The 23572-nt window shown below is 70.3% G+C and carries 28 protein-coding genes; 19 read left to right on the top strand and 9 right to left on the bottom strand.

Translation table 11 applies throughout. The annotated features are described in order from the left end of the window. Positions 1-73 precede the first annotated feature (73 nt). The 4 genes from phnC to phnE (MKK52_RS24040) all read left to right on the top strand — a co-directional run bounded on the left by phnC (position 74) and on the right by phnE (MKK52_RS24040) (position 3668). On the top strand, positions 74-904 hold the full coding sequence (phnC, locus tag MKK52_RS24055) for a phosphonate ABC transporter ATP-binding protein (protein WP_243958745.1): 831 nt from the start codon (positions 74-76) through the stop codon (positions 902-904). 76 nt (positions 905-980) lie between these two features. Next, a complete protein-coding gene (gene phnD, locus MKK52_RS24050) occupies positions 981-1913 on the top strand; it encodes a phosphonate ABC transporter substrate-binding protein (RefSeq protein ID WP_243958743.1) in 933 nt (310 codons plus the stop codon). A 7-nt stretch (positions 1914-1920) separates the two neighbouring features. Next, complete coding sequence (gene phnE / locus MKK52_RS24045) at positions 1921-2802, top strand: phosphonate ABC transporter, permease protein PhnE (protein ID WP_243958741.1); 882 nt, start codon at positions 1921-1923, stop codon at positions 2800-2802. After that, entirely contained in the window at positions 2799-3668 is an 870-nt protein-coding gene (phnE, locus tag MKK52_RS24040; RefSeq protein WP_243958739.1) for a phosphonate ABC transporter, permease protein PhnE, read from the top strand. The genes phnE (MKK52_RS24045) and phnE (MKK52_RS24040) overlap by 4 nt, the downstream gene beginning before the upstream one ends. An 8-nt stretch (positions 3669-3676) precedes the next feature. On the opposite strand, the gene phnF is transcribed toward phnE (MKK52_RS24040), so the two are convergent. Beyond that, a complete protein-coding gene (gene phnF / locus MKK52_RS24035; RefSeq protein ID WP_243958737.1) occupies positions 3677-4447 on the bottom strand; it encodes a phosphonate metabolism transcriptional regulator PhnF in 771 nt (256 codons plus the stop codon). Positions 4448-4510: 63 nt separating this feature from the next. Between phnF and phnG the strand changes: the two genes are divergently transcribed. Genes phnG through MKK52_RS23990 form a run of 9 tightly spaced genes read left to right on the top strand, consistent with a single transcriptional unit; the run spans position 4511 to position 10935 of the window. Beyond that, a complete protein-coding gene (gene phnG / locus MKK52_RS24030) occupies positions 4511-4963 on the top strand; it encodes a phosphonate C-P lyase system protein PhnG (protein ID WP_243958735.1) in 453 nt (150 codons plus the stop codon). A 1-nt stretch (position 4964) separates the two neighbouring features. Continuing rightward, on the top strand, positions 4965-5549 hold the full coding sequence (gene phnH / locus MKK52_RS24025) for a phosphonate C-P lyase system protein PhnH (protein ID WP_243958733.1): 585 nt from the start codon (positions 4965-4967) through the stop codon (positions 5547-5549). 4 nt (positions 5550-5553) lie between these two features. Further along, on the top strand, positions 5554-6642 hold the full coding sequence (locus MKK52_RS24020) for a carbon-phosphorus lyase complex subunit PhnI (RefSeq protein ID WP_243958731.1): 1089 nt from the start codon (positions 5554-5556) through the stop codon (positions 6640-6642). Then, positions 6639-7475, top strand: a complete 837-nt coding sequence (locus tag MKK52_RS24015) for an alpha-D-ribose 1-methylphosphonate 5-phosphate C-P-lyase PhnJ (protein ID WP_243958728.1) — start codon at positions 6639-6641, stop codon at positions 7473-7475. The genes MKK52_RS24020 and MKK52_RS24015 overlap by 4 nt, the downstream gene beginning before the upstream one ends. Next, complete coding sequence (gene phnK, locus MKK52_RS24010; protein WP_243958726.1) at positions 7472-8242, top strand: phosphonate C-P lyase system protein PhnK; 771 nt, start codon at positions 7472-7474, stop codon at positions 8240-8242. Before MKK52_RS24015 ends, phnK begins: the two co-directional genes overlap by 4 nt. Next, positions 8239-8943, top strand: coding sequence for a phosphonate C-P lyase system protein PhnL (phnL, locus tag MKK52_RS24005; RefSeq protein ID WP_243958724.1), 705 nt, complete (start codon positions 8239-8241; stop codon positions 8941-8943). The genes phnK and phnL overlap by 4 nt, the downstream gene beginning before the upstream one ends. A gap of 20 nt (positions 8944-8963) precedes the next feature. Further along, positions 8964-10100 carry an alpha-D-ribose 1-methylphosphonate 5-triphosphate diphosphatase gene (locus tag MKK52_RS24000; RefSeq protein WP_243958722.1) on the top strand — a complete coding sequence of 379 codons (1137 nt, stop codon included), beginning with the start codon at positions 8964-8966 and terminating at the stop codon, positions 10098-10100. Continuing rightward, a complete protein-coding gene (phnN, locus tag MKK52_RS23995) occupies positions 10100-10636 on the top strand; it encodes a phosphonate metabolism protein/1,5-bisphosphokinase (PRPP-forming) PhnN (RefSeq protein ID WP_243958721.1) in 537 nt (178 codons plus the stop codon). The genes MKK52_RS24000 and phnN overlap by 1 nt, the downstream gene beginning before the upstream one ends. A gap of 59 nt (positions 10637-10695) precedes the next feature. After that, positions 10696-10935 carry a hypothetical protein gene (locus MKK52_RS23990; protein ID WP_243958719.1) on the top strand — a complete coding sequence of 80 codons (240 nt, stop codon included), beginning with the start codon at positions 10696-10698 and terminating at the stop codon, positions 10933-10935. Positions 10936-10957: 22 nt separating this feature from the next. Here the strand turns inward: MKK52_RS23990 and MKK52_RS23985 are convergent, their stop codons facing one another. Both MKK52_RS23985 and ggt read right to left on the bottom strand, forming a co-directional pair. Beyond that, entirely contained in the window at positions 10958-12448 is a 1491-nt protein-coding gene (locus MKK52_RS23985) for a carboxypeptidase M32 (protein ID WP_243958717.1), read from the bottom strand. A gap of 13 nt (positions 12449-12461) precedes the next feature. Next, on the bottom strand, positions 12462-14051 hold the full coding sequence (gene ggt / locus MKK52_RS23980; RefSeq protein ID WP_243958716.1) for a gamma-glutamyltransferase: 1590 nt from the start codon (positions 14049-14051) through the stop codon (positions 12462-12464). 173 nt (positions 14052-14224) lie between these two features. Here ggt and MKK52_RS23975 point away from each other — a divergent pair, with 173 nt between their 5' ends. Together MKK52_RS23975 and MKK52_RS23970 are read left to right on the top strand one after the other, a co-directional pair. Continuing rightward, positions 14225-14473 carry a type II toxin-antitoxin system ParD family antitoxin gene (locus MKK52_RS23975; RefSeq protein WP_243958714.1) on the top strand — a complete coding sequence of 83 codons (249 nt, stop codon included), beginning with the start codon at positions 14225-14227 and terminating at the stop codon, positions 14471-14473. Then, entirely contained in the window at positions 14470-14763 is a 294-nt protein-coding gene (locus tag MKK52_RS23970) for a type II toxin-antitoxin system RelE/ParE family toxin (protein WP_243958712.1), read from the top strand. Before MKK52_RS23975 ends, MKK52_RS23970 begins: the two co-directional genes overlap by 4 nt. 41 nt (positions 14764-14804) lie before the next feature. Here MKK52_RS23970 and phbB read toward each other — a convergent pair whose 3' ends face one another. Together phbB and MKK52_RS23960 are read right to left on the bottom strand one after the other, a co-directional pair. Continuing rightward, positions 14805-15533, bottom strand: a complete 729-nt coding sequence (phbB, locus tag MKK52_RS23965) for an acetoacetyl-CoA reductase (protein ID WP_243958710.1) — start codon at positions 15531-15533, stop codon at positions 14805-14807. Between the two features lie 134 nt (positions 15534-15667). Beyond that, positions 15668-16852, bottom strand: coding sequence for an acetyl-CoA C-acetyltransferase (locus MKK52_RS23960; RefSeq protein WP_243958708.1), 1185 nt, complete (start codon positions 16850-16852; stop codon positions 15668-15670). 344 nt (positions 16853-17196) lie between these two features. Between MKK52_RS23960 and phaR the strand changes: the two genes are divergently transcribed. Then, positions 17197-17784, top strand: coding sequence for a polyhydroxyalkanoate synthesis repressor PhaR (gene phaR / locus MKK52_RS23955; protein ID WP_243958706.1), 588 nt, complete (start codon positions 17197-17199; stop codon positions 17782-17784). 93 nt (positions 17785-17877) lie between these two features. Beyond that, positions 17878-18168, top strand: a complete 291-nt coding sequence (locus MKK52_RS23950) for a hypothetical protein (RefSeq protein ID WP_243958704.1) — start codon at positions 17878-17880, stop codon at positions 18166-18168. Between the two features lie 89 nt (positions 18169-18257). Here the strand turns inward: MKK52_RS23950 and rpmF are convergent, their stop codons facing one another. Beyond that, entirely contained in the window at positions 18258-18446 is a 189-nt protein-coding gene (rpmF, locus tag MKK52_RS23945; protein WP_003601373.1) for a 50S ribosomal protein L32, read from the bottom strand. Between the two features lie 153 nt (positions 18447-18599). Next, positions 18600-19142 carry a PAS domain-containing protein gene (locus MKK52_RS23940; RefSeq protein WP_243958702.1) on the bottom strand — a complete coding sequence of 181 codons (543 nt, stop codon included), beginning with the start codon at positions 19140-19142 and terminating at the stop codon, positions 18600-18602. A gap of 230 nt (positions 19143-19372) precedes the next feature. Between MKK52_RS23940 and MKK52_RS23935 the strand changes: the two genes are divergently transcribed. Then, positions 19373-19729, top strand: a complete 357-nt coding sequence (locus tag MKK52_RS23935; protein ID WP_243958700.1) for a ComEA family DNA-binding protein — start codon at positions 19373-19375, stop codon at positions 19727-19729. 18 nt (positions 19730-19747) lie between these two features. Here the strand turns inward: MKK52_RS23935 and MKK52_RS23930 are convergent, their stop codons facing one another. Both MKK52_RS23930 and MKK52_RS23925 read right to left on the bottom strand, forming a co-directional pair. Next, positions 19748-20323 carry a hypothetical protein gene (locus MKK52_RS23930; protein WP_243958698.1) on the bottom strand — a complete coding sequence of 192 codons (576 nt, stop codon included), beginning with the start codon at positions 20321-20323 and terminating at the stop codon, positions 19748-19750. Then, positions 20320-20571, bottom strand: a complete 252-nt coding sequence (locus MKK52_RS23925; protein ID WP_243958696.1) for a hypothetical protein — start codon at positions 20569-20571, stop codon at positions 20320-20322. Before MKK52_RS23925 ends, MKK52_RS23930 begins: the two co-directional genes overlap by 4 nt. Positions 20572-20680: 109 nt before the next feature. Here MKK52_RS23925 and MKK52_RS23920 point away from each other — a divergent pair, with 109 nt between their 5' ends. Next, positions 20681-23551: a phosphoenolpyruvate carboxylase gene (locus tag MKK52_RS23920; protein ID WP_243958694.1), complete on the top strand. Its 2871-nt coding sequence runs from the start codon at positions 20681-20683 to the stop codon at positions 23549-23551. The last annotated feature ends 21 nt before the right edge of the window (positions 23552-23572 follow it).

Genomic DNA, 23572 nt, shown 5'->3' with positions numbered 1-23572 from the left:
ACTTCGCCGGCAATCGTCATCCAAGTGTCGTGCAAGCTGTGTCTACGGAATCCATCCTTTTCCGGGTTCCCGAATGCTCGTCATCGATAACCTGACGCGTCAATACGGTGATCGCCGTGCCCTGGACGGGGTGTCCCTGCGGATCGAGCCGGGTAGCTTCGTCGGGGTGATCGGCCGGTCGGGCGCGGGAAAGTCGACGCTGCTGCGCCTCGTCAACCGCCTCGCCGAGCCGAGTTCCGGCCGCATCCTGCACGGCAGCACGGACGTCACCGCCCTCAGCGGCCGCCGCCTGCGCGACTGGCGGGCACGCTGCGCCATGATCTTCCAGCAGTTCAACCTCGTCGGCCGGCTCGACGTGATGACCAACGTGCTGATGGGCCGCCTGAGCCATGTGCCGAGCCACCGCTCGCTCCTGCGGCTATGGTCCGAGGCCGACCGCGCCATGGCGCTGGCCGCATTGGACGGGTTCGACATGGGCCAGTTCGCCGCCGTGCGGGCGGACCAGCTCTCCGGCGGCCAGCAGCAGCGCGTCGCCATCGCCCGCGCCCTGGTGCAGGAGCCGGAAATCATCCTGGCGGACGAGCCTGTCGCCTCCCTCGATCCGCGCAACACGCGCCTCGTGATGGACGCCCTCGCGGAGGTGAACAAGCGCTACGGCATCACCGTGGTGTGCAACCTCCATTCGCTGGATCTCGCCCGCGCCTATTGCGACCGCCTCGTCGGGCTGGTGGCCGGGCGGGTGGTGTTCGACGGGCGTGGCTTCGACCTGACCGAGGACGTGGCGCGCCGCCTCTACGGCCTGGAGGCCGGCGAGGTGCTGGACGACGACGCGGCGGAGAACACCCCCTTCCCGCCCATGCCGATCCCGGCGGGCCCGATCCGCGAAGCCGCGCTCGGCGCCTGAGAACCGGACACGAGGAAACGCCCCGTGATGCGCCCGGCCTTCAGGCCGGGTGCCGACTTGCGAACGGAGATTCACGATGATCACTAGACGGTTTCTCACCGGCGCCGCCCTGGCGTTCGGGTTCCTCGGTGGCGCGGCCCAGGCGGCGGACGCGTGGAAGGCGCAATATCCCGAGCTGACCCTCGCCGTGATCCCGGCCGAGAACGCCTCCGGCACGACCGACCGCTACGCCCCGCTCACCGAATACCTGACCAAGGAAATCGGCGTGCCGGTGAAGCTGCGCGTCGCCAACGACTACGCGGCGGTGATCGAGGGCCAGCGGGCGGGCAACATCCAGCTCGCCTTCTACGGCCCGGCCTCCTTCGCCCGCGCGGTGATGACCGGCGTGAAGATCGAGCCCATCGTCAACCAGAAGCACGACACCGGCGTCTCGGGCTATTACTCGGTCATCTACGTGAAGGCCGACAGCCCCTATAAGACGATCGACGATCTGAAGGGCAAGAACCTCGCCCTGGTCGATCCGAACTCCACCTCCGGCAACCAGGCGCCGCGCTTCTTCCTGAAGAAGGCCGGGTACGAGGTGGACAAGTTCTTCGGCAAGACGGTCTTCGCCGGCAGCCACGAGAACGCCGTCCTCGCGCTCACCCAGGGCACCGCCGACGCGGCGGCGAACCTCTGGAATGCCGAGGACGACACCATGGTCACGCGCATGGTGGCCAAGGGCATGCTCAAGAACGCCGACGGCACCCCGATGAAGCAGTCGGATTTCCGCGTGGTGTTCAAGTCGGAGTTCCTGCCGGAAGGCCCCTTCGCGATGCTGGATTCCCTGCCGGCCGAGCTGAAGACGAAGCTCCGCACCGCCTTCGAGGAGCTGCCGACCAAGGACAAGGCCGCCTTCGACCGTCTGTCCGACGGCAAGGACAAGGGCCTGACCCCGGTGACGCTGAAGGATTACCAGCCGATCATCGAGATGCTGAAGTTCAACGACGAGCAGCGCCGGAAGTCGTGACACAGCCTTGCGCCGCCTGACGCCCCTTCCGCCCCAGCGGGCCGCCGACCTCGTCGGACGCTACGCCGCCGAGCGGGCGGGCGCCCGGCGGCGCTTTCTCATCGGGCTCGCGGTGATGGCGGTGCTCGTCGTCCTCGCCGGTTACGCGGCCGAGGTGCGCCCCCTCGTGCTGGCCGCCAACATCGGCAAGTTCACGGCCTATCTCGGCCAGATCGTGCCGGTGTTGCGGCCCGCCCATCTCGGGGAGGATGTCGCCGAATGGTATTGGGGCCTGCCGAAATGGCTGAAGCTCCTCGGCGAGACCCTGCTGATGGCCTATCTCGGCACGCTCCTCGGGGCGGTCGGCGGGTTCGTCCTGTGCTTCGTCGCGGCGGGCAACCTCGTGCGGAGCGCCGCCCTGCGCTTCGCCGCCAAGCGCTACCTCGAAATCTGCCGCACGGTGCCGGAGATCGTCTTCGCGCTGATCTTCGTCATCGCCTTCGGCCTCGGCCCGATGGTCGGGGTGCTGGCGCTGGCGATCCACACCACGGGGGCGCTCGGCAAGCTGTTCTCCGAGGTGGTCGAGAACATCGACATGAAGCCCGTCGAGGGGCTCACCGGCACGGGGGCGAGCTGGGTCGAGACGGTGCGCTTCGCCGTGCTGCCGCAGGTCCTGTCGAACTTCGCCTCCTACGCGCTGCTGCGCTTCGAGATCAACGTGCGCGGCGCGGGCGTGATGGGGTTCGTCGGCGCGGGCGGGATCGGGCAGGAATTGCTCATCGCGATTCGCAACTTCTACTACTCTGACGTCAGCGCGATCCTCCTGCTGATCGTGCTCACCGTCTTCGCCATCGATCTCGGCACCGAGAAGCTGCGCCATCACCTCATCGGCGCGGAGGGGACGCAATGACCGGGCGCACCCCGTCCTCCCTGCGCGCCACGGCGCTCGCCGAACTGGATGTGATCCGCGCCCGCCATCCAGAGCAGTTCCGCACGGATATCGCGGGCCGCCTGCGGCTTCTGGCGGTGCTCGGTGCCATCCTCGGGCTCGCCGCCTACGGGATGTGGGCGCTCGAATTCTCGCTGGCGCGCATCCTCGGCGGCCTTGGGCGCCTCGGCGGCTTCGCGCTGGAGATGCTGCCGCCGAGCGCGGGCGGGCGTTTCGGCGTATTCCTCCACGCGCTCGCGGAAACCCTCGGCATCGCCTTCCTCGGCACGCTCACGGCGGCGATCCTCGCCTTTCCCGTGGCCTTCCTGGCGGCGCGGAACGTGGTGCCGAACCCCTTCGCGCGGTTCGCCGTGCGACGGGGGCTCGATGTGATCCGCTCCGTCGATGTGCTGATCTGGGCGCTCATCTGGATCAACGTCGTCGGGCTCGGCCCCTTCGCCGGGGCGCTCGCCATCGCGTGCTCGGATGTCGGGGCCTTCGGCAAGCTGTTCTCCGAAGCCATCGAGACCTGCGACCGCAGGCCCGCCGAGGGCGTCGTCGCCTCGGGCGGGTCGGCGCTCCACCGCATCCGCTTCGGCCTCATCCCCGGCGTTCTGCCGGTGCTGGCGAGCCAGGTGCTGTACTTCTTCGAATCGAACACCCGCTCCGCGACGATCATCGGCATCGTCGGGGCGGGCGGCATCGGCCAGTACCTCACGGAACTGATCCGCGTCTTGGAACTGCAGCAGGTCGCGTTCCTGGTGCTGATGATCCTTGTGACCGTCGCGGTGATCGATTGGGTTTCCGGGCGCCTGCGCCGGGCGATCATCGGTGGCGCGGCGCGGTGAGCGGGGGCCTATGTGCCCACCACCACTTCCACCCGGTCCGCCGCGAAGACCGCCCGATTGGCCTGCACCGGCACGCCCGCGCCGTCGACGTTCACGCTCGACACCACGATGACCACGCGCCCCGGCGTCAGGTCGAGCCGGGCGGCCTCGGCCGGGTCGGCGAGGCGGGCGCGGATGCGCGTCGAGAGGCGGGTGTAGTCCGGCACGCCGCAGGCGGCGAGCGCCCGCGTGATCGAGCCGGACGCCGCATAGGCCTCCGCGAACCCGGCGAAGCGCGGCAGGGGCAGCCATGTCCGCGCGGTGGAGAGCGGCACGCCATCCGCCCGATGGACGGTGACGAGTTCGATCAGCGGGGCGCCCTCGCCGATGCCCAGCAACGCCGCGCCCTCGGCGTCGGCTTCGATCTCCGCATGGGCCACGAGATCCCCCCAAGGCTCCCGCCCGGCCCCGGTCACGATCTCGGAGAAGCGCGTGCGCCGGCCGATCGGGTAGGCGAGGGGCGGCGCCTCCACGAAGGTGCCGCGCCCCTGGCTCGCGCGGATCAGCCCGCGCTCGGCGAGCGTCCCCAGCGCCCGGCGGACGGTGTGCCGGTTCACGCCGAAGCGCATGGCCAGCACCGCCTCGGTGGGGAGCTGCGCCCCCTGCGCCAGCTTGCCCGCCGCGATCTCCGCTTCGAGGGCATCCGCGATCTGCCGCCACGCGGCGAGACCCGCCCCACGGCTCAACGCTTCGACCGGTTCACTCACGCAGGCCCCGCCCCCCTGGAACAGCGGCGTCATACAAACTTCATTTGCGCTCCCAGCGCCAGTTGTCTACACATATAGACAAGCACGGAGGTCGTCATGAATTTGGCTGATCGGGACGCGGGGACGGAGGCGCGCAGGGGCGTCATGGCGCTCTGCACCGCCGCGACGGCGGACGAACTCGCCCGCGCCCTCGTCGGGCTCGGCGCCCCGGAGGCCGAGGATCTGCGCGCGCCGGAAATCGGGCTCGTGATGGCCACCGGCCGCATCGGCGGCGACGGGCGGCCCTTCAACCTCGGGGAAGTCAGCGTCACCCGCGCCGCCGTCCGGCTGGCCGATGGGCGGACGGGCTTCGCCTACCATCTCGGTCGCGACCGCTGCCGGGCGCGGCAGGCCGCGATCCTCGACGCCCTCTGGCAGGGCGACCGCGCAGGGGTCGAGGCGGCGCTTGCCCCCGTCGCGCGACGGCAGGCAGCGGAGCAGGCCGCCGAGGCGAGGCGCATCGCCGCGACGCGGGTCGATTTCCTGACGCTCGCCCGTGGGGAGGATTGAGATGCTGCGCCCTGGCTTCCGCGATCCCGTCCACGACGCGCAGGGCGTGTTCCGCGCCGTGCTCGACGCCCTGGCCCGGCCGGGGACGATCCACGCCATTTCAACACACCTCGATCCGCCGGAGCCCCTGACGCCCGAACTCGCCGCCATCGCGCTCGCACTGACGGACGGCGACACGCCGGTCTGGCTCGATCCCGCGCTGACCGCATCCCCCGAGGTCGCCGCGTATCTGCGCTTCCACACCGGGGCGCCGCTGACCGACGATCCGGCGCGGGCCGCCTTCGCCTTCGTGCGGGAGGCCGGGCGCTGCCCGCCGCTCGCCGCCTTCGCGCAAGGCTCACCCGCCTATCCCGACGGCTCGACCACGCTGGTTCTCGCGCTGGATTCCCTCGATGTCGGGGCGGGCCTGCGCCTCACCGGGCCCGGCAGTCGCGGCACGGCGGATCTGGCGCTGGCGCCGATGCCGCCGGGCTGGCCCGGCGCCCTGCGGGAGAACCATGCCGGCTTCCCCCTCGGGGTCGATGGCCTGCTCACCGCCCCCGGCCGCGTCGCCGGGTTGCCGCGCTCGACCGCCGTGGAGGGCTGAGCCGATGTATGTGGCCGTGAAGGGCGGTGAAGCCGCCATCGACAACGCCCACCGGCTCCTCGCGGAGGTGCGCCGGGGCGATCCGGCGGTGCCGGAGCTGACCGTCGCGCAGATCCGCGAGCAGATGGCCCTGCTGGTGGACCGGGTGATGGCCGAGGGCTCGCTCAACGATCCCGACCTCGCGGCGCTGGCGCTGAAGCAGGCGCGGGGCGACGTGGTGGAGGCGGTGTTCCTCGTGCGGGCCTTCCGCACGACGCTGCCGCGCTTCGGCGCCTCGGTGCCCCTCGACACGGGGGCGATGGCCCTGCGGCGGCGGGTCTCCGCGACCTTCAAGGATCTGCCCGGCGGGCAGGTGCTGGGGCCGACCTTCGATTACACGCACCGCCTCGTGGATTTCGCCCTCGCCGAGGACGGCGCCCCCGAGACGGTGGCCGAGGCCGAGCCCCGCGAGGATGCCGCCGCGACGCCCCGCGTGACGGACCTCCTTGGCCGGGACGGGCTGATCGAGCCCTCGCCGCAGGACGACGGCACGCCGCTGCCCGACATCACCCGCGAGCCGGTCGATTACCCCTGCGACCGGGCGACGAGGCTGCAAGCCCTGGCGCGGGGCGACGAGGGCTTCATCCTGGCGCTCGGCTATTCGACCCAGCGCGGCTACGGGCGCACCCACCCCTTCGTGGGCGAGATCCGGGTCGGCACGGTCGAGGTCGAGTTCGTGCCGGAGGAGCTGGGCTTCCCCGTGCCGCTCGGCACCGTGCAGGTCACGGAGTGCCAGATGGTCAACCAGTTCAAGGGCTCGCGCGCGGTGCCGCCGCAATTCACGCGGGGCTACGGGCTGGTCTTCGGCCAGAGCGAGCGCAAGGCCATGGCCATGGCGCTGGTGGACCGGGCGCTGCGGGCGGGCGAGTTGGGCGAGCCGCTGGCGAGCCCGGCGCAGGACCAGGAATTCGTCCTGGCCCATTGCGACAGCCTTCAGGCGACGGGCTTCGTGGAGCATCTGAAGCTGCCCCACTACGTCGATTTCCAGGCGGAGCTCGAACTGGTGCGCCGCCTGCGCGCCGAGTTCGAAGCCGGGCGGGAGGCTGCGGAATGAGCGAGGCCTACAACTTCGCGTACCTCGACGAGGGCACCAAGCGGATGATCCGCCGGGCGCTGCTGAAGGCGGTGGCGGTGCCGGGCTATCAGGTGCCCTTCGCCTCCCGCGAGATGCCCATGCCCTACGGCTGGGGCACGGGCGGCGTGCAGGTGACGGCGGCGATCCTCGGCCGGTCGGACGTGCTCAAGGTCATCGACCAGGGGGCCGACGACACGACGAACGCCGTCTCGATCCGCCGCTTCTTCGCCAAGACGGCCGGCGTCGCGACGACCACCCGCACGACCGAGGCGAGCGTCATCCAGACACGCCACCGCATCCCCGAGACGCCGCTGCACGAGGGCCAGACGCTGGTCTATCAGGTGCCGATCCCGGAGCCCCTGCGCTTCCTCGAACCCCGCGAGACCGAGACGCGCCAGATGCACGCTCTGGCCGAATACGGCCTGATGCATGTGAAGCTCTACGAGGACATCAGCCGCCACGGCCATATCGCGACGACCTACGCCTATCCGGTGGAGGTCGCCGGCCGCTACGTGATGGACCCGTCGCCGACGCCCAAGTTCGACAACCCCAAGATGGACGATTGCCCAGCGCTCCAACTCTTCGGCGCGGGGCGCGAGCGGCGGATCTACGCTGTGCCGCCCTACACGACGGTGCGCAGCCTGGATTTCGAGGACCATCCGTTCCGGGTGCAGACCTTCACCGAGCCCTGCGCCCTGTGTGCCGCGCGCGGGCACTACCTCGATGAGGTCGTCACCGACGATGCGGGCGGGCGGATGTACATCTGCTCCGACACCGATGCCTGCGAGACCCGCAGGGAGGACGTGCGATGACCCCGCTGCTCTCGGCCCACGGCCTCACCAAGAGCTACGGCCCGCGCAAGGCCTGCGATGGCGTCGATATCGACGTCACCGAGGGGGAAGTACTGGCGATCGTCGGGGAATCGGGTTCGGGCAAGTCGACCCTGCTCTCGATGCTCGCGGGCGAGCTGGCCCCGGATGACGGCGCGGTCCGCTATCGCGACCGGGAGGGCCGGGTGCGCTCGCTCGGGGAGATCGGCCCGGCGGAACTGCGGGCGCTCGCCCGCACCGATTGGGGCTTCGTCCGGCAGGACGCGGCGCAGGGATTGCGCATGGCGGTCTCGGCCGGCGGCAATGTCGGCGAGCGGCTGATGGGGCTCGGGCAGCGCCACTATGGCAACATCCGCGCCCAGGCGCTCGATTGGCTCGACCGCGTGGAGATCGCCGCCGACCGGATCGACGATCCGCCGACGCGCTTCTCCGGCGGCATGCGCCAGCGGTTGCAGATCGCCCGCAACCTCGTCACCGCGCCCCGCCTCGTGCTGATGGACGAGCCGACCTCCGGCCTCGACGTCTCGGTGCAGGCCCGTCTCCTCGACCTGATCCGGCGGCTCTCGGGCGAACTCGGCCTCGCTGTCGTCATCGTCACCCACGACCTCGCCGTGGCGCGGCTCCTGTCCCACCGCATCGCCGTGATGCGTGCGGGCAAGGTGGTCGAAACCGGCCTGACCGATCAGGTGCTGGACGACCCCGCCGACGCCTACACTCAACTCCTCGTCTCCTCGGTGCTCGCCGCATGACCACCGCCCTCGAATTCCGCGACGTCGCCAAGAGCTTCACCCTGCACCTGCGCGGCGGCACCGTGCTGCAGGTGGTCTTAGGCGCGACCTTTTCCGTCGCGCCCGGCGAATGCGCCGTGCTGTGGGGGCCGTCCGGGGCGGGCAAGTCCTCGCTGCTGCGCATGGCCTACGGCAATTATCGCTGCGATTCCGGCGCGATCCTCGTCCGCGACGGCGAGCGCGTGGTGGACGTGGCCCGCGCCGCCCCCCGCGACGTGCTGGCGCTCCGGGCGCGGACCATGTCCTACGTCTCGCAATTTCTGCGGGTGATCCCCCGCGTGTCGGCCCGCGACGTGGTCGAGGCGGCGGGCCGCGAGGGCGGGCTGTCCGAGGGCGAGGCCCGCGATCGGGCGGGCGACCTGCTGGCGCGGCTCAATCTGCCCGAGCGGCTGTGGGGCCTGCCGCCCGCGACCTTCTCCGGCGGCGAGCAGCAGCGGGTGAACATCGCCCGCGGCCTGATCGCGCCCCGGCCGATCCTGCTGCTGGACGAGCCGACCGCCTCCCTCGACGCGGAGAACCGCGCCGTGGTGGCGGATCTGATCGCCGAGCGAAGGGCGGCGGGCGCGGCGATCCTCGGCATCGTCCACGACGCGGCCATGCGCGAGGCCATCGGCGGGCGGATCATCGACGTAACGGCGTTCGGCACGGCGCGGGCGGCATGATGGGCAAGGACGGGACTTCGATGAAGGATTTCGTGATCGAGAACGCCACCCTCGTGCTGCCCGACCGGGTGCAGCACGGCTGGCTCGCGGTGGTCGACGGGCGCATCGCAGAGATCGGCGAGGGGCGGGCGCCGGAGCGCGGCCTCGACCTCGGCGGCGACCACCTGATCCCCGGCCTGATCGAGTTGCACACCGACCATCTGGAGAGCCATTACGCGCCCCGGCCGAAGGTGCGCTGGCATCCCCTCGGCGCCGTCCTCGCCTACGATTCGCAGATCGCGGCGTCGGGCATCACCACCGTGTTCGATTCCCTGCGCGCGGGCAGCGACCCGGACGGCAGCGGGCTCGGCCCCGAACTCGATGTCCTCGCGCAGGCCATTGACACGGCGCGGCAGGGCGACCTGCTCCGGGCCGAGCACCGGACGCACCTGCGCTGCGAATTGCCCTCGGACGACGTGATCGCCACCGTCGAAACCTTCGCCGCCCGCTACACGATCGACCTGATCTCGCTGATGGACCACACACCCGGCCAGCGGCAGTTCCGGGATATCGGCAAATACGAGACCTACGCCACGCGCGGAGGCCGCTCCCTCGACGAGATCCGCAAGGCGACTGCCTGGAAGATCGAGAAGGGCCGGGCGCTCAACGCGGTGAACCGCCCGGCCCTGGTGGCGCTCGCCCAGGCGAAGGGCATTCCGCTGGCGAGCCATGACGACACCACGCTGGGCGATGTCGATCTCGCCTCCGGCGAGGGCGTGGCGCTCGCCGAATTCCCCACCACCCGCGAGGCGGCCGAGGCCGCCCACGGGCGCGGCATCACCGTGATGATGGGGGCGCCGAACCTCCTGCGCGGGGGCTCGCATTCCGGCAACGTCGCGGCGCAGGACCTCGCCGAGGCCGGCTTCCTCGACATCCTCTCCTCGGATTACGTGCCCGCGAGCCTCGCCATGGCCGCGTTCGTGATTCCCGAGCGGGTGCCGGGCATCGGCCTGCCCGAGGCCATCGCCACGGTGACGGCCAACCCCGCCCGCGCCACGGGCCTGACCGACCGGGGCGAATTGCGGCCCGGCCTGCGCGCCGACCTCGCCCGCGTGCGCCTCGCCGCCGGCATTCCGGTGATGCGCGAGGTGTGGCGCGCCGGCCTCCGGGTGGTGTGATGGGCTTCGTCCTCGTCGTCGGCCCGAGCGGAGCGGGCAAGGACACGCTGATCCGCATGGCGCGGGTGGCGCTGGCCGGCGAGCCCGGCATCGTCTTCCCGCAGCGCCTCGTTACGCGCCCACCCTCGGCCGACGAGGACAACGCGCCCATCGATGACGACGCCTTCGCCCGCGCGGAAGCGGAGGGGCGCTTCGCTCTGTCCTGGCGGGCGCATGGCCTCGGCTATGCCCTGCCGGCGCGCTGCGGCCGGCTCGCACGCGATGGGCGCGTGGTGGTGTGCAACGTCTCCCGCCGGATCGTGGCAGAGGCTCGGTCCCGCTATCCCGGCACGCGGGTGGTGAAGATCACCGCGCCGCCGCAGGTGTTGGCCCAACGCCTCGCCACGCGGGCGCGGGCGCAGGATGGCGACCTCTCGGCCCGCCTCGCGCGGGAAGCCAGCGTCGAGCCCGATCTGACCATCGACAATGCCGGGGCGCCGGAGGAGGGAGCGAGAATACTGACCGACTTCTTGCGTGACCTTCGGGCCGGCCAGTAAGCGGAACCGTATTCGGGCGTTCACCGTTGCTGGGCACCTGTGATTGCAAGGAGCCCACCATGCGTCTGTTCGTCCCCGCCGCCGCACTGCTATTGGCCGGCCTGACGCCGCATTTCGCTGCCGCCCAGACCACCGTCATCGAGCGCGACCGCCCCGACACCGTCGTGGTCGACCGCCCGTCCACCGAGAGCAAGACCGTCGAGACCCGCGAGAGCAGCGACGGCTGCTCCTCGAAGACCGTTACGAAGACCAACGACATGGGCGATCGCAAGACCGTCCATAAGGAGAGCTGCGATTGATCGCGCAGCGCGCGATGGGGGCTCACGCCCCCAGGTAGCGCGCCTCCAGATGCGACCGGAACGCCGCCGTCCCGAGCGGTGAGCCGGTTGCGTCGCTCAGGAGCGCGTCGGTCGGCAGAAGGCTGCCGCGCTCGTGGATATGGGTCCGCAGCCACCCCCGCAGCGGGCCGAAATCGCCCTGCGCAAGGCAGCCCGGCAGGGCCGGCTCCGCGTCCTTCGCCGCGCGGAACAGCTGCGCCGCCGCCAGTGCCCCGAGGGTGTAGGTCGGGAAGTAGCCGAAGGCGCCACTCGGCCAGTGGATGTCCTGAAGGCATCCGAGCCGGTCGTTCGGCACGGTGAGCCCCAGCAAGTCGCGGATCCCCTCGTTGAAGGCGCCCGGCAGGTCCGCCACCGCGAGGTCGCCCGCGATCATCGCCGTCTCCAGCCGGTAGCGCAGCAGGATATGGGCCGGGTAGGTCGCCTCGTCGGCATCGACCCGGATAAAGCCCGGCTCGATGCGGGTGTAGAGGCGGAACAGGTTCTCCGGCTCCCAGGCGGGGCCTGAGCGGCCGAAGGCCTCGCGCAGCAGCGGGGCGAGGTAGGTCATGAACTCGCGGCTGCGGCAGGCCTGCATCTCCACGATCAGCGATTGGCTCTCGTGCAGACTCATGCCCCGCGCCGATCCCACCGGCTGGTGCCGCCACGCGGCCGGGCGGCCCTGCTCGTAGAGGGCGTGGCCGGTCTCGTGCAGCACGCCCATCAGCGCGCGGGAGAAGTCGCCTTCGTCGTAGCGGGTGGTGATGCGCACGTCGTCCGTGGCCCCGCCGCAGAACGGGTGGAGGCTGATGTCGAGCCGCCCGCGCCCCTCATCGAAGCCGAGCGCCCGCATCAGCGCCAGCCCGAGCTGCCGCTGCGTCTCGATGGGGAAGGGGCCGTCGAGGGGCAGGGGCGCGCCCGCCGCCTCTTGCCGCGCCCGCGCCTGCGCGATCAGGCCCGGCAGCCATGCGGTGAGGTCCGCGAAGAGCGGGTCGATCACCGCCCGGCGCATGCCCGGATCGTAGCTGTCGAGCAGGGCGTCGTAGGGATCGAGGCCGAGCACGGCCCCCTTGGCCTGCCCGATCTCCCGCTCCAGCCGCAGCAGTTCGGCGAGGTAGGGGGCGAGGCGGGCGAAATCCGCGTCCCGGCGGGCCTCCCGCCAGACCATCTCCGAGCGGGACCGCGCCCGCGATTCCGCCTCCACGAGGTCGCGGGGCACCGCCGCCGCGTGGATGTAGGCGCGGCGCATCTCGGTGAGGTTGGCGGCGGGCCAGCCGTCGAGCCTGCCCGCGCTCTCGGCCTCCGCCAGGGTGTCGGCGGTCTCGGGCGCCGTGAGGATCTCGTGGGCGAGGCCGCGCAGCGCCGCGAGCTGTTCGCCGCGCGTCTCGGCGGCACCCTCCGGCATCAGGGTCTGCGCGTCCCAGCCGAGGATGCCGGCCGCGCCCTCGACGGCCGAAAGACGGGCGAAGCGCGCTTCGAGGGAGGAATAGGCGTTCATCCGAAATCCCGTGTCAGTAACCCAGCGCGCTGCCATCCTTGCGCGGATCGGAGCCGGCCGACAGCGTGCCGGCCTGCCGGTCGATCCAGATGATCTGCCCGCCGCCGAGCGGCAAGGGCGCCCGCAGCACCGGATGGCCGCGCTCGGCCAGCCCCGCCATCACCGCATCGGGGATGGCGTTCTCCAGTTCGAGGCCGCCGCCATAGGCGAAGCTCCGCGGGGCGTCGAGGGCTTCCTGCACGTCGAGCCCCCGGTCGAGGATGCCGCTCAGCAGCTCGACATGGCCCATCGCCTGGTAATGCCCGCCCATGACGCCGAAGGGCGCGACGGCCCGGCCCTCCTTCATCACCATGCCGGGAATGATCGTGTGCATCGGCCGCTTGCCGGGGCCGATGCTGTTCGGGTGGCCGGGATCGGTGCGGAACGACAGGCCGCGATTGTGCAGCAGCACGCCGCTCTCCGGCGCCAGGATGCCAGAGCCGAACCCTTGGAAGATCGAGTTGATGAGGGAGAGCGCGTTGCCGTCCCGGTCGACCACGCAGAGATAGACCGTGTCCTTGTGCGCGACGGTCTCGGCGGCCTCCGGGTAGAGCACCGGCTCGCGGGCGCGGGCCATGTCGATGTCCCCCCGCGCCGCCGCGTGCCACGCATCCGACAGCAGGTGCGAGATCGGCACCTTGGCGAGGTCGGCATCGCCGAACAGCGCATCGCGGTGGTGGTAGGCCTGCTTGCACGCCTCGGCGAAGAGGTGGGTCCGGTCGAGCTCCGACAGCGCGCCGACATCGTAGGGCGCCAGCACGTTGAGCATCATCAGCGCGGCGAGGCCCTGGCCGGCGGGCGGGCATTCGTAGACGTCGTAGCCGCGATAGCGGGTCGAGACGGGCGTCACCGAGTCGGCGCGGGCGCGGGCGAAATCCTCCAGCGTGTGCAGCCCGCCGAGGCGGGTGAGCTTGCTCACCATGTCCTGCGCGACCGGGCCCTCGTAGAAGCCCTTCGGCCCGACTTCCGCAATCCGCCGCAGCGTGGCGGCGAGGCGCGGCAGGCGCATCACGCTGCCGATCAGCGGAGCCTGCCCCTCGCGCAGGTAGACGGTGGCGGCGTCGGCATCGCCCGCCACGCGCGGCACGCAGCGCGCCCAGTCCCAGCCGACGCGCGGCTGCACGACGAAGCCGTTCTCGGCATAGCCGATGGCCGGCTGCAGCAACTCACCGAGGGACTTGGTGCCGTGCTCGCGCACCATCGCGTCCCAGGCCGCAACGGCGCCGGGGATGGTGACGGCATGGGGGGAATTCGGGGCGATGCCGATCCTGTGCTCGGCGTACCAGTCCGGCGTCGCGGCGGCTGGGGCGCGGCCCGACCCGTCGATGGAGACCGGCACGGAGGCGCCCGCCGGGGCGTAGAGGGCGAAGCAATCGCCGCCGATGCCGGTCATCAGCGGATCGACCACGCATTGCACCGCCACCGCCGCGATGCCGGCATCGACGGCATTGCCGCCCGCGCGGAGCACCTCGATGGCCGCCAGCGTCGAGAGCGGATGGGACGTCGCCACGGCGGCGTTGGCCGCATGGACGGGGGAACGGCCGGGGCGGGAGAAGTCTCTCAACGTCGATACTCGTGCGAAGCGTGGTGGGAGGGCCCGAGACCCGTCGGCTGGCCCGACCGGGCTAGCCTGAGCCCGTGGGATGCCACATGCAAGCACGGGACATGCCGTCGATGGAGACTTGAGCCTTCCCCTCAAGTTTGGCAAAGTTTGCCATCGTGGAGGAGGATGTCGGCATGGCGACCATGAACGTCTCGCTTCCCGATCCGATGAAGGATTGGGTCGAGGCCCAGGCCAGGAACGGCCGATACAGCAATACCAGTGATTACGTCCGCGACTTGATCCGGCGGGATCAGGAACGCCTCGGCGCAATCGCGGAGCTTCAGTCCCTGATCGACCGGGGCCTCGAGAGCGGCGTCAGCCACCGAACGGAAGAAGACATCCGTCGTCTCTCCCGTGAGCGCGCGGCCGTCCGCGACTCGTGAGCTACCGGACGACCGAGCAGGCCGACGAGGATATCGTCGGCATCTATCTCCAGGGGGAACGACTCTTTGGAGGAACGCAGGCCGAGCGTTATCAGGATGGACTCTTTCGAACCTTCGCGCTGCTCGCGTCGCAGCCCAATATGGCCCGGTTGCGCAATGAATTCACGCCGCCCGTTCGGTTGTATCCCTACGGTGCCCACGTCGTCGTCTATACCGCCACGGGCGATCACATCTTGATCATCCGCGTCCTGCATGGCCGGCAGGATTGGCTGGCGCGACTGTCGCAGTGATGAAGGAAGGCGGGAGCCTGTCGCCCCCGCCCTCTGGATCCTCAAACGAAGTGCTGGCCGCCGTTGATGGTCAGCGTCGAGCCCGTGACGAAGCCGGCCTCGTCGCTGGCGAGGTATTCGACCGCGTGGGCGATCTCGTCGGCCTCGCCGAGGCGGCCGGTCGGGATCGTGGAGATGATCTTGTTCCGGATGTCCTCCGGTACCGCCATCACCATCTCGGTGGCGATGTAGCCCGGCGCCACGACGTTCACCGTGATGCCCTTCGAGGCGCTTTCCTGCGCCAGCGCCTTGGCGAAGCCGACCACGCCCGCCTTGGCCGCCGAATAGTTGGTCTGCCCGGCCTGACCCTTCTGGCCGTTGATCGACGAGATGATGATGATGCGCCCGAAGCCCCGGCTGCGCATGCCGTCGATGAGCGGACGGGTGCAGGTGAACATCGAGTCGAGGTTGGTCTTGATGACCTGCTGCCACTTCTCGAAGGTCATCTTGTGGAAGGCGCCATCGCGGGTGATGCCCGCGTTGTTGACCAGCACGTCGATCGGCCCGACCTCGGCCTCGATCGCCTTGATGCCGGCTTCGCAGCTTGCCATGTCGCCAACATCGAACTTGAACACCGGAATACCGGTCTCGTCTTTAAACTTCTGGGCGGCTTCGTCATTGCCGCCGTAATTGGCGGCGACCTTGTAGCCCTTGTCTTGCAGGCGCTTCGAAATCGCCGCGCCGATGCCGCGGGTGCCGCCGGTGACGAGGGCGACGCGTCCTTGAGCCATTGTGTTTCCTCCTAAAGCCGCACGATCTGTGCTGCGTACGGATGACGTCCGCACGTCATTTTTTTCGCACCGATCTTCAAGACAACTTTTGTAGCCCCCTCGAACGCTGTCGAGGGGGCGCCGTTACAAATCGATCAGGGCCGCTCAAGGCACATCGCCACGCCCATGCCGCCGCCGATGCACAGCGTCGCGAGGCCCTTCTTGGCATCGCGGCGCTTCATCTCGTGGAGCAGGGTGACGAGGACGCGGGCGCCCGAAGCGCCGATCGGGTGGCCGATGGCGATGGCGCCGCCATTCACGTTCACCTTCGCGTCGTCCCAGCCCATGTCCTTGTTCACGGCGAGCGCCTGCGCGGCGAAGGCCTCGTTCGCCTCGATCAGGTCGAGGTCGGAGGGCTTCCAGCCCGCCTTGTCGAGGGCCTTGCGCGAGGCCGGGATCGGCCCGGTGCCCATGATCTTCGGATCGACGCCCGCCGTCGCCCAGGACTTGATCTTCGCGAGCGGGGTGAGGCCGCGCTTTTGCGCCTCGGAGGCCGCCATCAGCACGATGGCCGCCGCGCCGTCGTTGAGGCCCGACGCGTTGGCGGCGGTGACTGTGCCGTCCTTCGAGAAGGCCGGCTTCAGCTTGGCCATGGCTTCTAGGGTCGCGCCGTCGCGGATGTACTCGTCCGTGTCGACGATCGTGTCGCCCTTGCGGCCCGGCACGGTGACGGGGACGATCTCCTCCTTGAACCGGCCCTCCTTGCGGGCGGCCTCGGCCTTGTTCTGCGAGCGGGTCGCGAACTCGTCCTGCTGCTCGCGGGTCAGCTGGAACGCCTGCGCGACGTTCTCGGCGGTGGTGCCCATGTGGTAGCCGTTGAAGGCGTCCCACAGGCCGTCCTTGATCATCGTGTCGATGAGCTTGATGTCGCCCATCTTCTGCCCGGCGCGCAGGTACTGGCAGTGCGGCGACAGGGACATCGATTCCTGGCCGCCGGCCACGATCACTGTGGCGTCGCCGTTCTGGATCTGCTGCATGCCGACCGCGACGGTGCGCAGGCCCGAGCCGCAGACCTGATTGAGGCCCCAGGCGGTCGCCTTCTCGGGGATGCCGGCCTTGATCGCCGCCTGACGGGCCGGGTTCTGGCCGGCGCCCGCCGTGAGCACCTGACCGAAGATCACCTCGTCCACGTCGTCGGGGGAGACCTGCGCTCGCTCCAGCGCGGCCTTGATCGCCGTCGCGCCGAGCTCGTGGGCCGGCACCGCGCCGAACGCGCCGCCGAACGAGCCGACCGGGGTGCGCGCCGCCCCGACGATCACGATCTCTTCGCTGCCTGCCATGACGTTCTCCTCTCGCGGCCGGCGCGTCGCGTTGAGGGCGCGCGCCTTTCCTGATGCCGTTCCAGCGATGAAGTGCGCGGGACCAGCGAAGTCAAGAAGCCTAACGGGGGGAGGCGGTCACGGTGCGGGATTGTTCACGCCCGCCCGGCGCCTTGCGGCGGCGCACCGGCCTCCGCGGCGCAATGCAAATGCAATATTCTGCACGGGACGGCAGCACTTTGCTGTTTTCTGCGCTCGTGGAAGGTCTTATGCTTGTGTGCGGGCGCGAGATCGCGACTGCGATGTGAACCGGCGGCTCACGCCGGTACGCCCGGGTTGTTCGAGTTCAGAAAGGCCGTTCTGCGATGGCGGATACTGTGAAGACGCCTCAGACCGTCATCAAGAAATACGCCAACCGGCGGCTCTACCATACAGGCACGTCGACCTACGTGACGCTGGAGGACCTCGCGACGATGGTCCAGAACGGCGAGGACTTCGTGGTCTACGACGCCCGCACGGGCGACGACATCACCCGCTCGGTGCTCACGCAGATCATCTTCGAGCAGGAGAACAAGGCGGGTGCCGAGAACCTGCTGCCGGTGGCCTTCCTGCGCCAGCTGATCCGCTTCTACGGCGACAGCATGCGGTCCATGGTGCCGAGCTTCCTTGAATTCTCGATGGCGAACTTCGCCCGCGACCAGGACGGCCTGCGCGAGAAGTTCTCGCAGAGCTTCGGCCCCTCCGCCTTCCAGCATGCCATCGAGCAGCAGGTGCGGACCAACATGAACTTCTTCGGCGATGCCATGAAGATGTTTACGGGCTTCGCCCCTCCCGGCACCTCGGTCGTGCCGCCGGCCAGCCCCCCGGCGCCGGCGCAGGGCAGCGACCTCGACGATCTCAAGCGCCAGATGCTGGAGATGCAGGCGCGCCTGGAACAGCTCGCCCGGAAATAAGGGGCGAGCGGCCTAAACCGAAAAGGTTGACGAAACGTTAGCACCGGCCCCACGCTTGCTTCTGCAGCCATCAGGGCAGGCAGAGGTGCTGCGATGGAACGAATCGGGCCGGTCGGAAGTGCCAGAACGGGACGGGTCGAGGCGATCCGTCCGGTCGCCGCCGTGGCCGAGGAGCAGGCTGCGCCCTCGCGAGCCCTGACGCTGATCGCGGGCGGGCGGACGGGCGGCACGCGCTCCGCCGCCTCCCTGCGGGACGGACGCTCGGAGGCCGGCTTCGTCGCGCAGCTCCTCGTGGGCGCCGACCCGACCCTTCAGCCGTCGCGCAGCGTGCGCACGCAGATCGCGGCGAATCGCTACGCCGAGATGGCCCGGCTCCTCGCCTGAGGCAGGCGGCCACGAAAAAGGGCGCTGGCCTGGAAGGCCGCGCCCATTCTTCCGGAATCACATCCGCCTTGAAGCGTCGAGACGCCGTCTCAGGCCTCGGCCGACTTCACCTTCAGCACCTGACGGCCACGATACATGCCGGTCTTCAGGTCGATGTGGTGCGGACGGCGCAGCTCGCCCGAATCCTTGTCCTCGACATAGGTCGGCGCCTTCAGGGCGTCGGCCGAGCGGCGCATGCCGCGGCGGGAGGGGGAGGTCTTTCGCTTCGGAACGGCCATGGCAAGGATCCTTCGAATATGCCGGCGGACAAAGCGGTGCGCGGGCGAGTCCCGTCGGAGGGGAGCCGCCATGCACACCGCAGGATACGGATGAGGGGGCGCTTATAGCGGCGGCGCCCTGTTCTGGCTAGAGCGCTCCGCGCGCAAGACGCGTCAGTGAAACTCCGCCTGGGCGGAGGCTTCGTTGACGGTTTCCTCGGCCAGATCCTCGCCTAGCCGGCGCAAGGCGATCTCGACCGCCTCCAACGTCTCCAGCCGCGCCGCCCGCGCGATCAGGCTGTGGGCGGCGAGCAGGTAATCGGCCGCCCGTTCGAGGGGCGATCCGTCCTGCCAGGGCGGTTCGGGGGGCTTCAGGAGGCCGGCCGCCCTCACGATGTCGTCGGGGGGCTCGTCCAGGGGCATCAGCGAGCCGAGGAAGCCGAGGAAGGTCCGGCCGGGTGGCCCGAAGGACGGGACCGCGCCGGAGACGATCCACACATACTCGCCCGTGACCGTGCGGAGGCGGAAGCGTACGGTGAAGGCGCTCCGGGTGCGGATCGCGTCGAGCACGAGATCGCGGACGATGTCGCGGTCGTCCGGGTGGACGACCCGCGACCAGCCGAGGTTGCGCGCCTCCACGAGGGTCTGACCGGTGAGCTTGGTCCAATGGCGCCCGAGATGCGTGACGAGGCCCGCAGCATCCGTGACGAAAACCATCTCATGCTTCCCCGTCTCATGGAACGCCCGACCCGTACGCTTGAAGAGTCCCGGAAACGGGGGCGCCTCTTCAAAAACGGGAAGTATCCAACCCGGTCATTATTTCGTGTGCCAGGGTCATTTGACGATGGGCTGTGGACCGATTTCCGTTAAGCGCGGGTTCAAATCAGTTGGCCCAAAAGCGTGACCGCGGTGCCGCAGAGCGGGCCGTTACTGCCAGGAGAAACCCCATGGCTTCCTCCAAGACGTCGTCCGCCCTTCGCGCCCTCGTGGTGCTCTCGGCCCTCATGGCCGCGCCCGCCCTGGCTCAGGCCCCTTCGCCCGCCACGCCCACCGCCCCGACCAAGCCGATGGCGCCGAGCGCCCCCGTGGCCGGCGCTCCCAACGCCGCCAAGGCGCCCCTGCTCGACCTGAACAGCGCCAGCGCCGAGGAGCTCGACAAGCTTCCAGGAATCGGCACCGCCCGCTCCGCCGCGATCATCAAGGGGCGCCCCTACAAGGGGAAGGACGAGCTGGTGCAGAAGAAGATCATCCCGCAGGGCGTCTATGACGGGATCAAGGACAAGGTCATCGCCAAGCAGAAGTGATCGGGCGCCTCCGCCCGCTCACTCCGCCACCGCGCCCTGGGGGATGCTGAACCCCTGGGGCGTCTTCGCGGGCTTGGCCGCCGCCTTCGTGCCGCCGGTCTTCGCCCCGCCCTCGGCCGCCTTGGAGCCGCCCTTGCGCGGCGCCCCCTTCTTCGCCTGCGGTGTCGCCTCGGGCGCGATGGCGGGCGGCGCCACGCAGAGCGTGAAGCTCAGTTCCGCCAGCGGCGTCCCCTCCTCGGAGACGATGTTCAGCGTGTCGGGTAGCACCGGCAGCTTCGGCTCCCAGGTGATCGGCGCGCCGAGCATGGCCTGAACCACGGAGGGCGTGCCGCCCCGGCGCAGGCTGGTGAAGTCCGGCCCGTAGGCCGTGGCCCGCTTGGTGCCGATCACCACCTCGAGCACCTGCGTCACCTCCGGCGTCAGCGGGCGCAGGGGGTTCACGACCCGCGCCTCGCCCGCGCGGATCACCACGAACGCGAAGCCCTTGCCGTTCTCGTAGCGCGCCGCCTGCTCGCCGCAGGCCTCCATGGCCCGCGCGGGGACGGCCGAGACCGCGACGGCGAGGGCCAAGGCGGCGAGGGTCCGGGCCATCATCGCTCGCCTCCATGGGGGCGCGCGTCGGCGGGCTCGGCCTGTGGGCTGACGTCGATGATGTCGGCGGAACGGTCGATCGGACTCTCCCGGCGCCGGCCCACCGGGCCGATCAGCAGGTCCGTGTCGTCGTGGTGGAATTCGCTGTCCATGTGCAGCGGCGGCCGGCGGCTTCGGGCCGCCAGGGCAGCCACGATCGCCCCCACCAAGATGAGAACCAGGACGGCGAGGAAGATCAGCAGTCGCTCCATGAGGGCGCCAGTGATAACGCCAAGCGCGCGGCGCGTCACCCGAAGACGCAGCCGGAACGCTCCTTGCGTCGCTCGCCCCGCGAGGACGGACGCTCAGCGAGGATACACCATGCAGCAGCAGATCGGCCGTGGTCCCGAGGAGCTGGAAGCGCATCTCCTCGGGCTCATCGACTCGGCGCGGGAGCAGGCGAGCGAGGATCCGTTCCGCAACCCCGTCCTGGCCGTGACGCTGGCCATCACCCGCTCCTTCGACCGAGGCGAAATCGCGGAAGGCGATCTCGACGGCCTGTTCGAGCGGCTGCGCGCCGAATCCCTGGAGGCGCGGGCGCAGCGTCTGCGCGACTATGTCGGGCTGAACGGCAAGGCGGATACCTCCGTGGCAGCGGCCCTGGTGTCGGCGGTCCCGGACAGGACCGGGGCCTTCGAGGATTTCGCCGCCCTCATCCACCGCACGGCCTTCGCGGTGGTGTTCACCGCGCACCCGACCTTCGGCATGCCCCGCGCCGTGGCCGACCTCCTCGCCCAAGCGGCGGGCCTGCGCGATGCCGCCGAGCGCGCCGCGCCCATCGGCAAGGCCGCCGCCCTGTCCACCCGGCCGGACTCGCCCGTCACCCTCGATCTCGAATTCGAACAGGCCTGCGCCGCCGCCAACAACGCGCGTCTTGCGCTGGACGCCTTCAACGGCGCCCTGATCGATGCCGCCCGCGCCCGCTGGCCGGATCGCTGGGCCGAGCTTCGCCCGCGCCCCTTCGCCGTGGCGAGCTGGGTCGGCTGCGACACGGACGGACGCACCGATATCGGCTGGTGGGACACGGTACGCTACCGGCTGATCTCCAAGCGGATGCAGTTCGACCGGGTGATGCGGGAACTGCCCGACATCCCCGCCGCCCGCGAGGCGCGGGGCCTTGCGGAGGGAGCGCTGAGCGCCGTCAACCGGCAGCTCGCCGTCGCCCCGAGGCTCGGGGACAAGCCGTCGCTGGAAGCGGTGCACCGCTTCGCCCTGGCGCTCATCATCGAGCGCGAGCGGGCGCAGACCGATGCCGGCCCCCTCGTTGCCGCCCTCGACGCGGCGCTGGCCGGGGCGGGCGAGGAGGCTGACCGCCAGGCCATCGCGGTGCTGCGGGCGGGCGTCGAGACCCACGGCCTGTCGAACGCCCTGCCGCATTTCCGGCTGAACGCCTCGCAGATCCACAACGCTGTCCGCCGGGTGATCGAGCTCGAAGGCGAGCCCACCGACGCGGCCCAGCGCCGCTCGCACCTCGCCACGATCCACACGCTCCTCAACGACGTGACGCCGGTCGCCGTGGATTTCGGGGCGCTGGCCGCCGAGCGCGCCTCGGCCGCGCGGCTGATGATGACGATCGCGCAGATCCTCAAGCACGTGGACGGCACCCACCCGGTGCGCTTCCTCATCGCCGAGACGGAGACCGGCTACACCCTGCTCGCCGCCCTCTGGCTCGCCCGGCATTACGGCATCGCCGACAAGCTCGAGATCACGCCGCTGTTCGAGACCGCGAGCGCCCTCGAACAGGGCATCCGGGTGCTCGACGACGCTTTGCGCAACCCGCATTGGCGGGCCTACCTCAAGCGCATCGGCCGGCTCACCGTGCAGTTCGGCTATTCCGATTCCGGCCGCTATGTCGGGCAGCTCGCGGCGACCTTCTGGATCGAGCGCCTGCGCCTGCGCATCACCGAGATGCTGGTGCAGAACGGCCTCGCCGACGTCGAGCTCGCGATCTTCGACACCCACGGCGAATCGATCGGCCGGGGCGCGCACCCGACCTCCCTGCGCGACCGCCTCGCCTACCTCGCCCCGGAGGATGCCCGCGACCGTGCCCGCAAGGCGGGGCTGAAGGTGCGCCTCGAATCGAGCTTCCAGGGCACGGACGGCTACCTGCTGTTCGGCACGAAGGACCTCGCCCAGGCGACCCTCGCCCGCATCGCCGAGCACGTCTACGCCCTCGACGTGGCGGAGGAGGACGCCTTCGCCGGCTATGCCCTCACGGAGGCCAAGGCGGGCGGCGCGCCGGCCGAGGACCCAATCTATTCCGAGCCCGACTTCGCCCTGGAATTCTTCACCGTCGTCCGCCAGGACATGGAGGCGCTGGTGGACGAGCCGGGTTACGCGGCGCTGCTCGGCACCTTCGGCCCGAGCCTCCTCGACCGGACGGGCTCGCGCCCCGTGGCCCGCCAGACCGACGCGGGCGGCCCGGCGCGGATCACCCATCCCCGCCAGATGCGGGCGATCCCCAACAACGCGATCCTGCACCAGCTCGGCTTCCTGGCGAACTCGCTGCACGGGCTCGGCCGGGCCGCCGGGCGGGGGCCGGACCTGTTCCGGGAGATGCGGCGGGATTCGCTGCGCTTCAGCCGCGCCTTCCGCCTCGTGCAGGTCGCGGCCTCGGTCGGCGACCTCGACGTGCTGCGCGCCTATATCGACACCCTCGATCCGGCCGTGTGGCTGGAGCGCGCCCGGCGCACGCAGAAGGATTTCCGCCGGGACGAACTGGTGGTGATCGCGGGCGCCCTCGAACGGCTCGACCTCGCCCCCGACCTGCGCCGCCTGTTCGGCCGCCTCACCCGCGATTGGCTGGCTTTGCGCGCCGCCGCCCCCGACCTCAACGGCATGTCGGCGCGGCTCACGCTGCTCCACGCCCTGCGGCTCGCCCTGATCCACCGGATCTGGTTTCTGGCTGTGCACATCCCCGGCTTCCGGCCGCAGGCGGGCATATCCCGCGAGCAGATGCTGGAGCGCTTCCTGCGCCTCGACATCGACGGGTGTCTGGCGATGCTCGACGGGATCTTCCCGAACGAGCCCGACCCGACGCTCGGCCTGAATTTCGGCGAGCCCGCAGGCCCGCGCGATACTGGTACTTACGAGGCGGAGCACGCCACGCTGTTCCAGCCGATCCGGCGGATGTTCGGGCAGGTGCGGGAAATCTCGGGGATGATCCAGCACGAGGTCGGGGCCTTCGGCTGAGCGCACGCCCAGAACTGAACA

Source organism: Methylobacterium sp. J-067, assembly GCF_022829465.1.
GTDB lineage: Bacteria > Pseudomonadota > Alphaproteobacteria > Rhizobiales > Beijerinckiaceae > Methylobacterium > Methylobacterium litchii.
The sequence above is the reverse complement of the archived record's forward strand: the minus strand, read 5'-3'. Positions and strand labels throughout refer to the sequence as shown.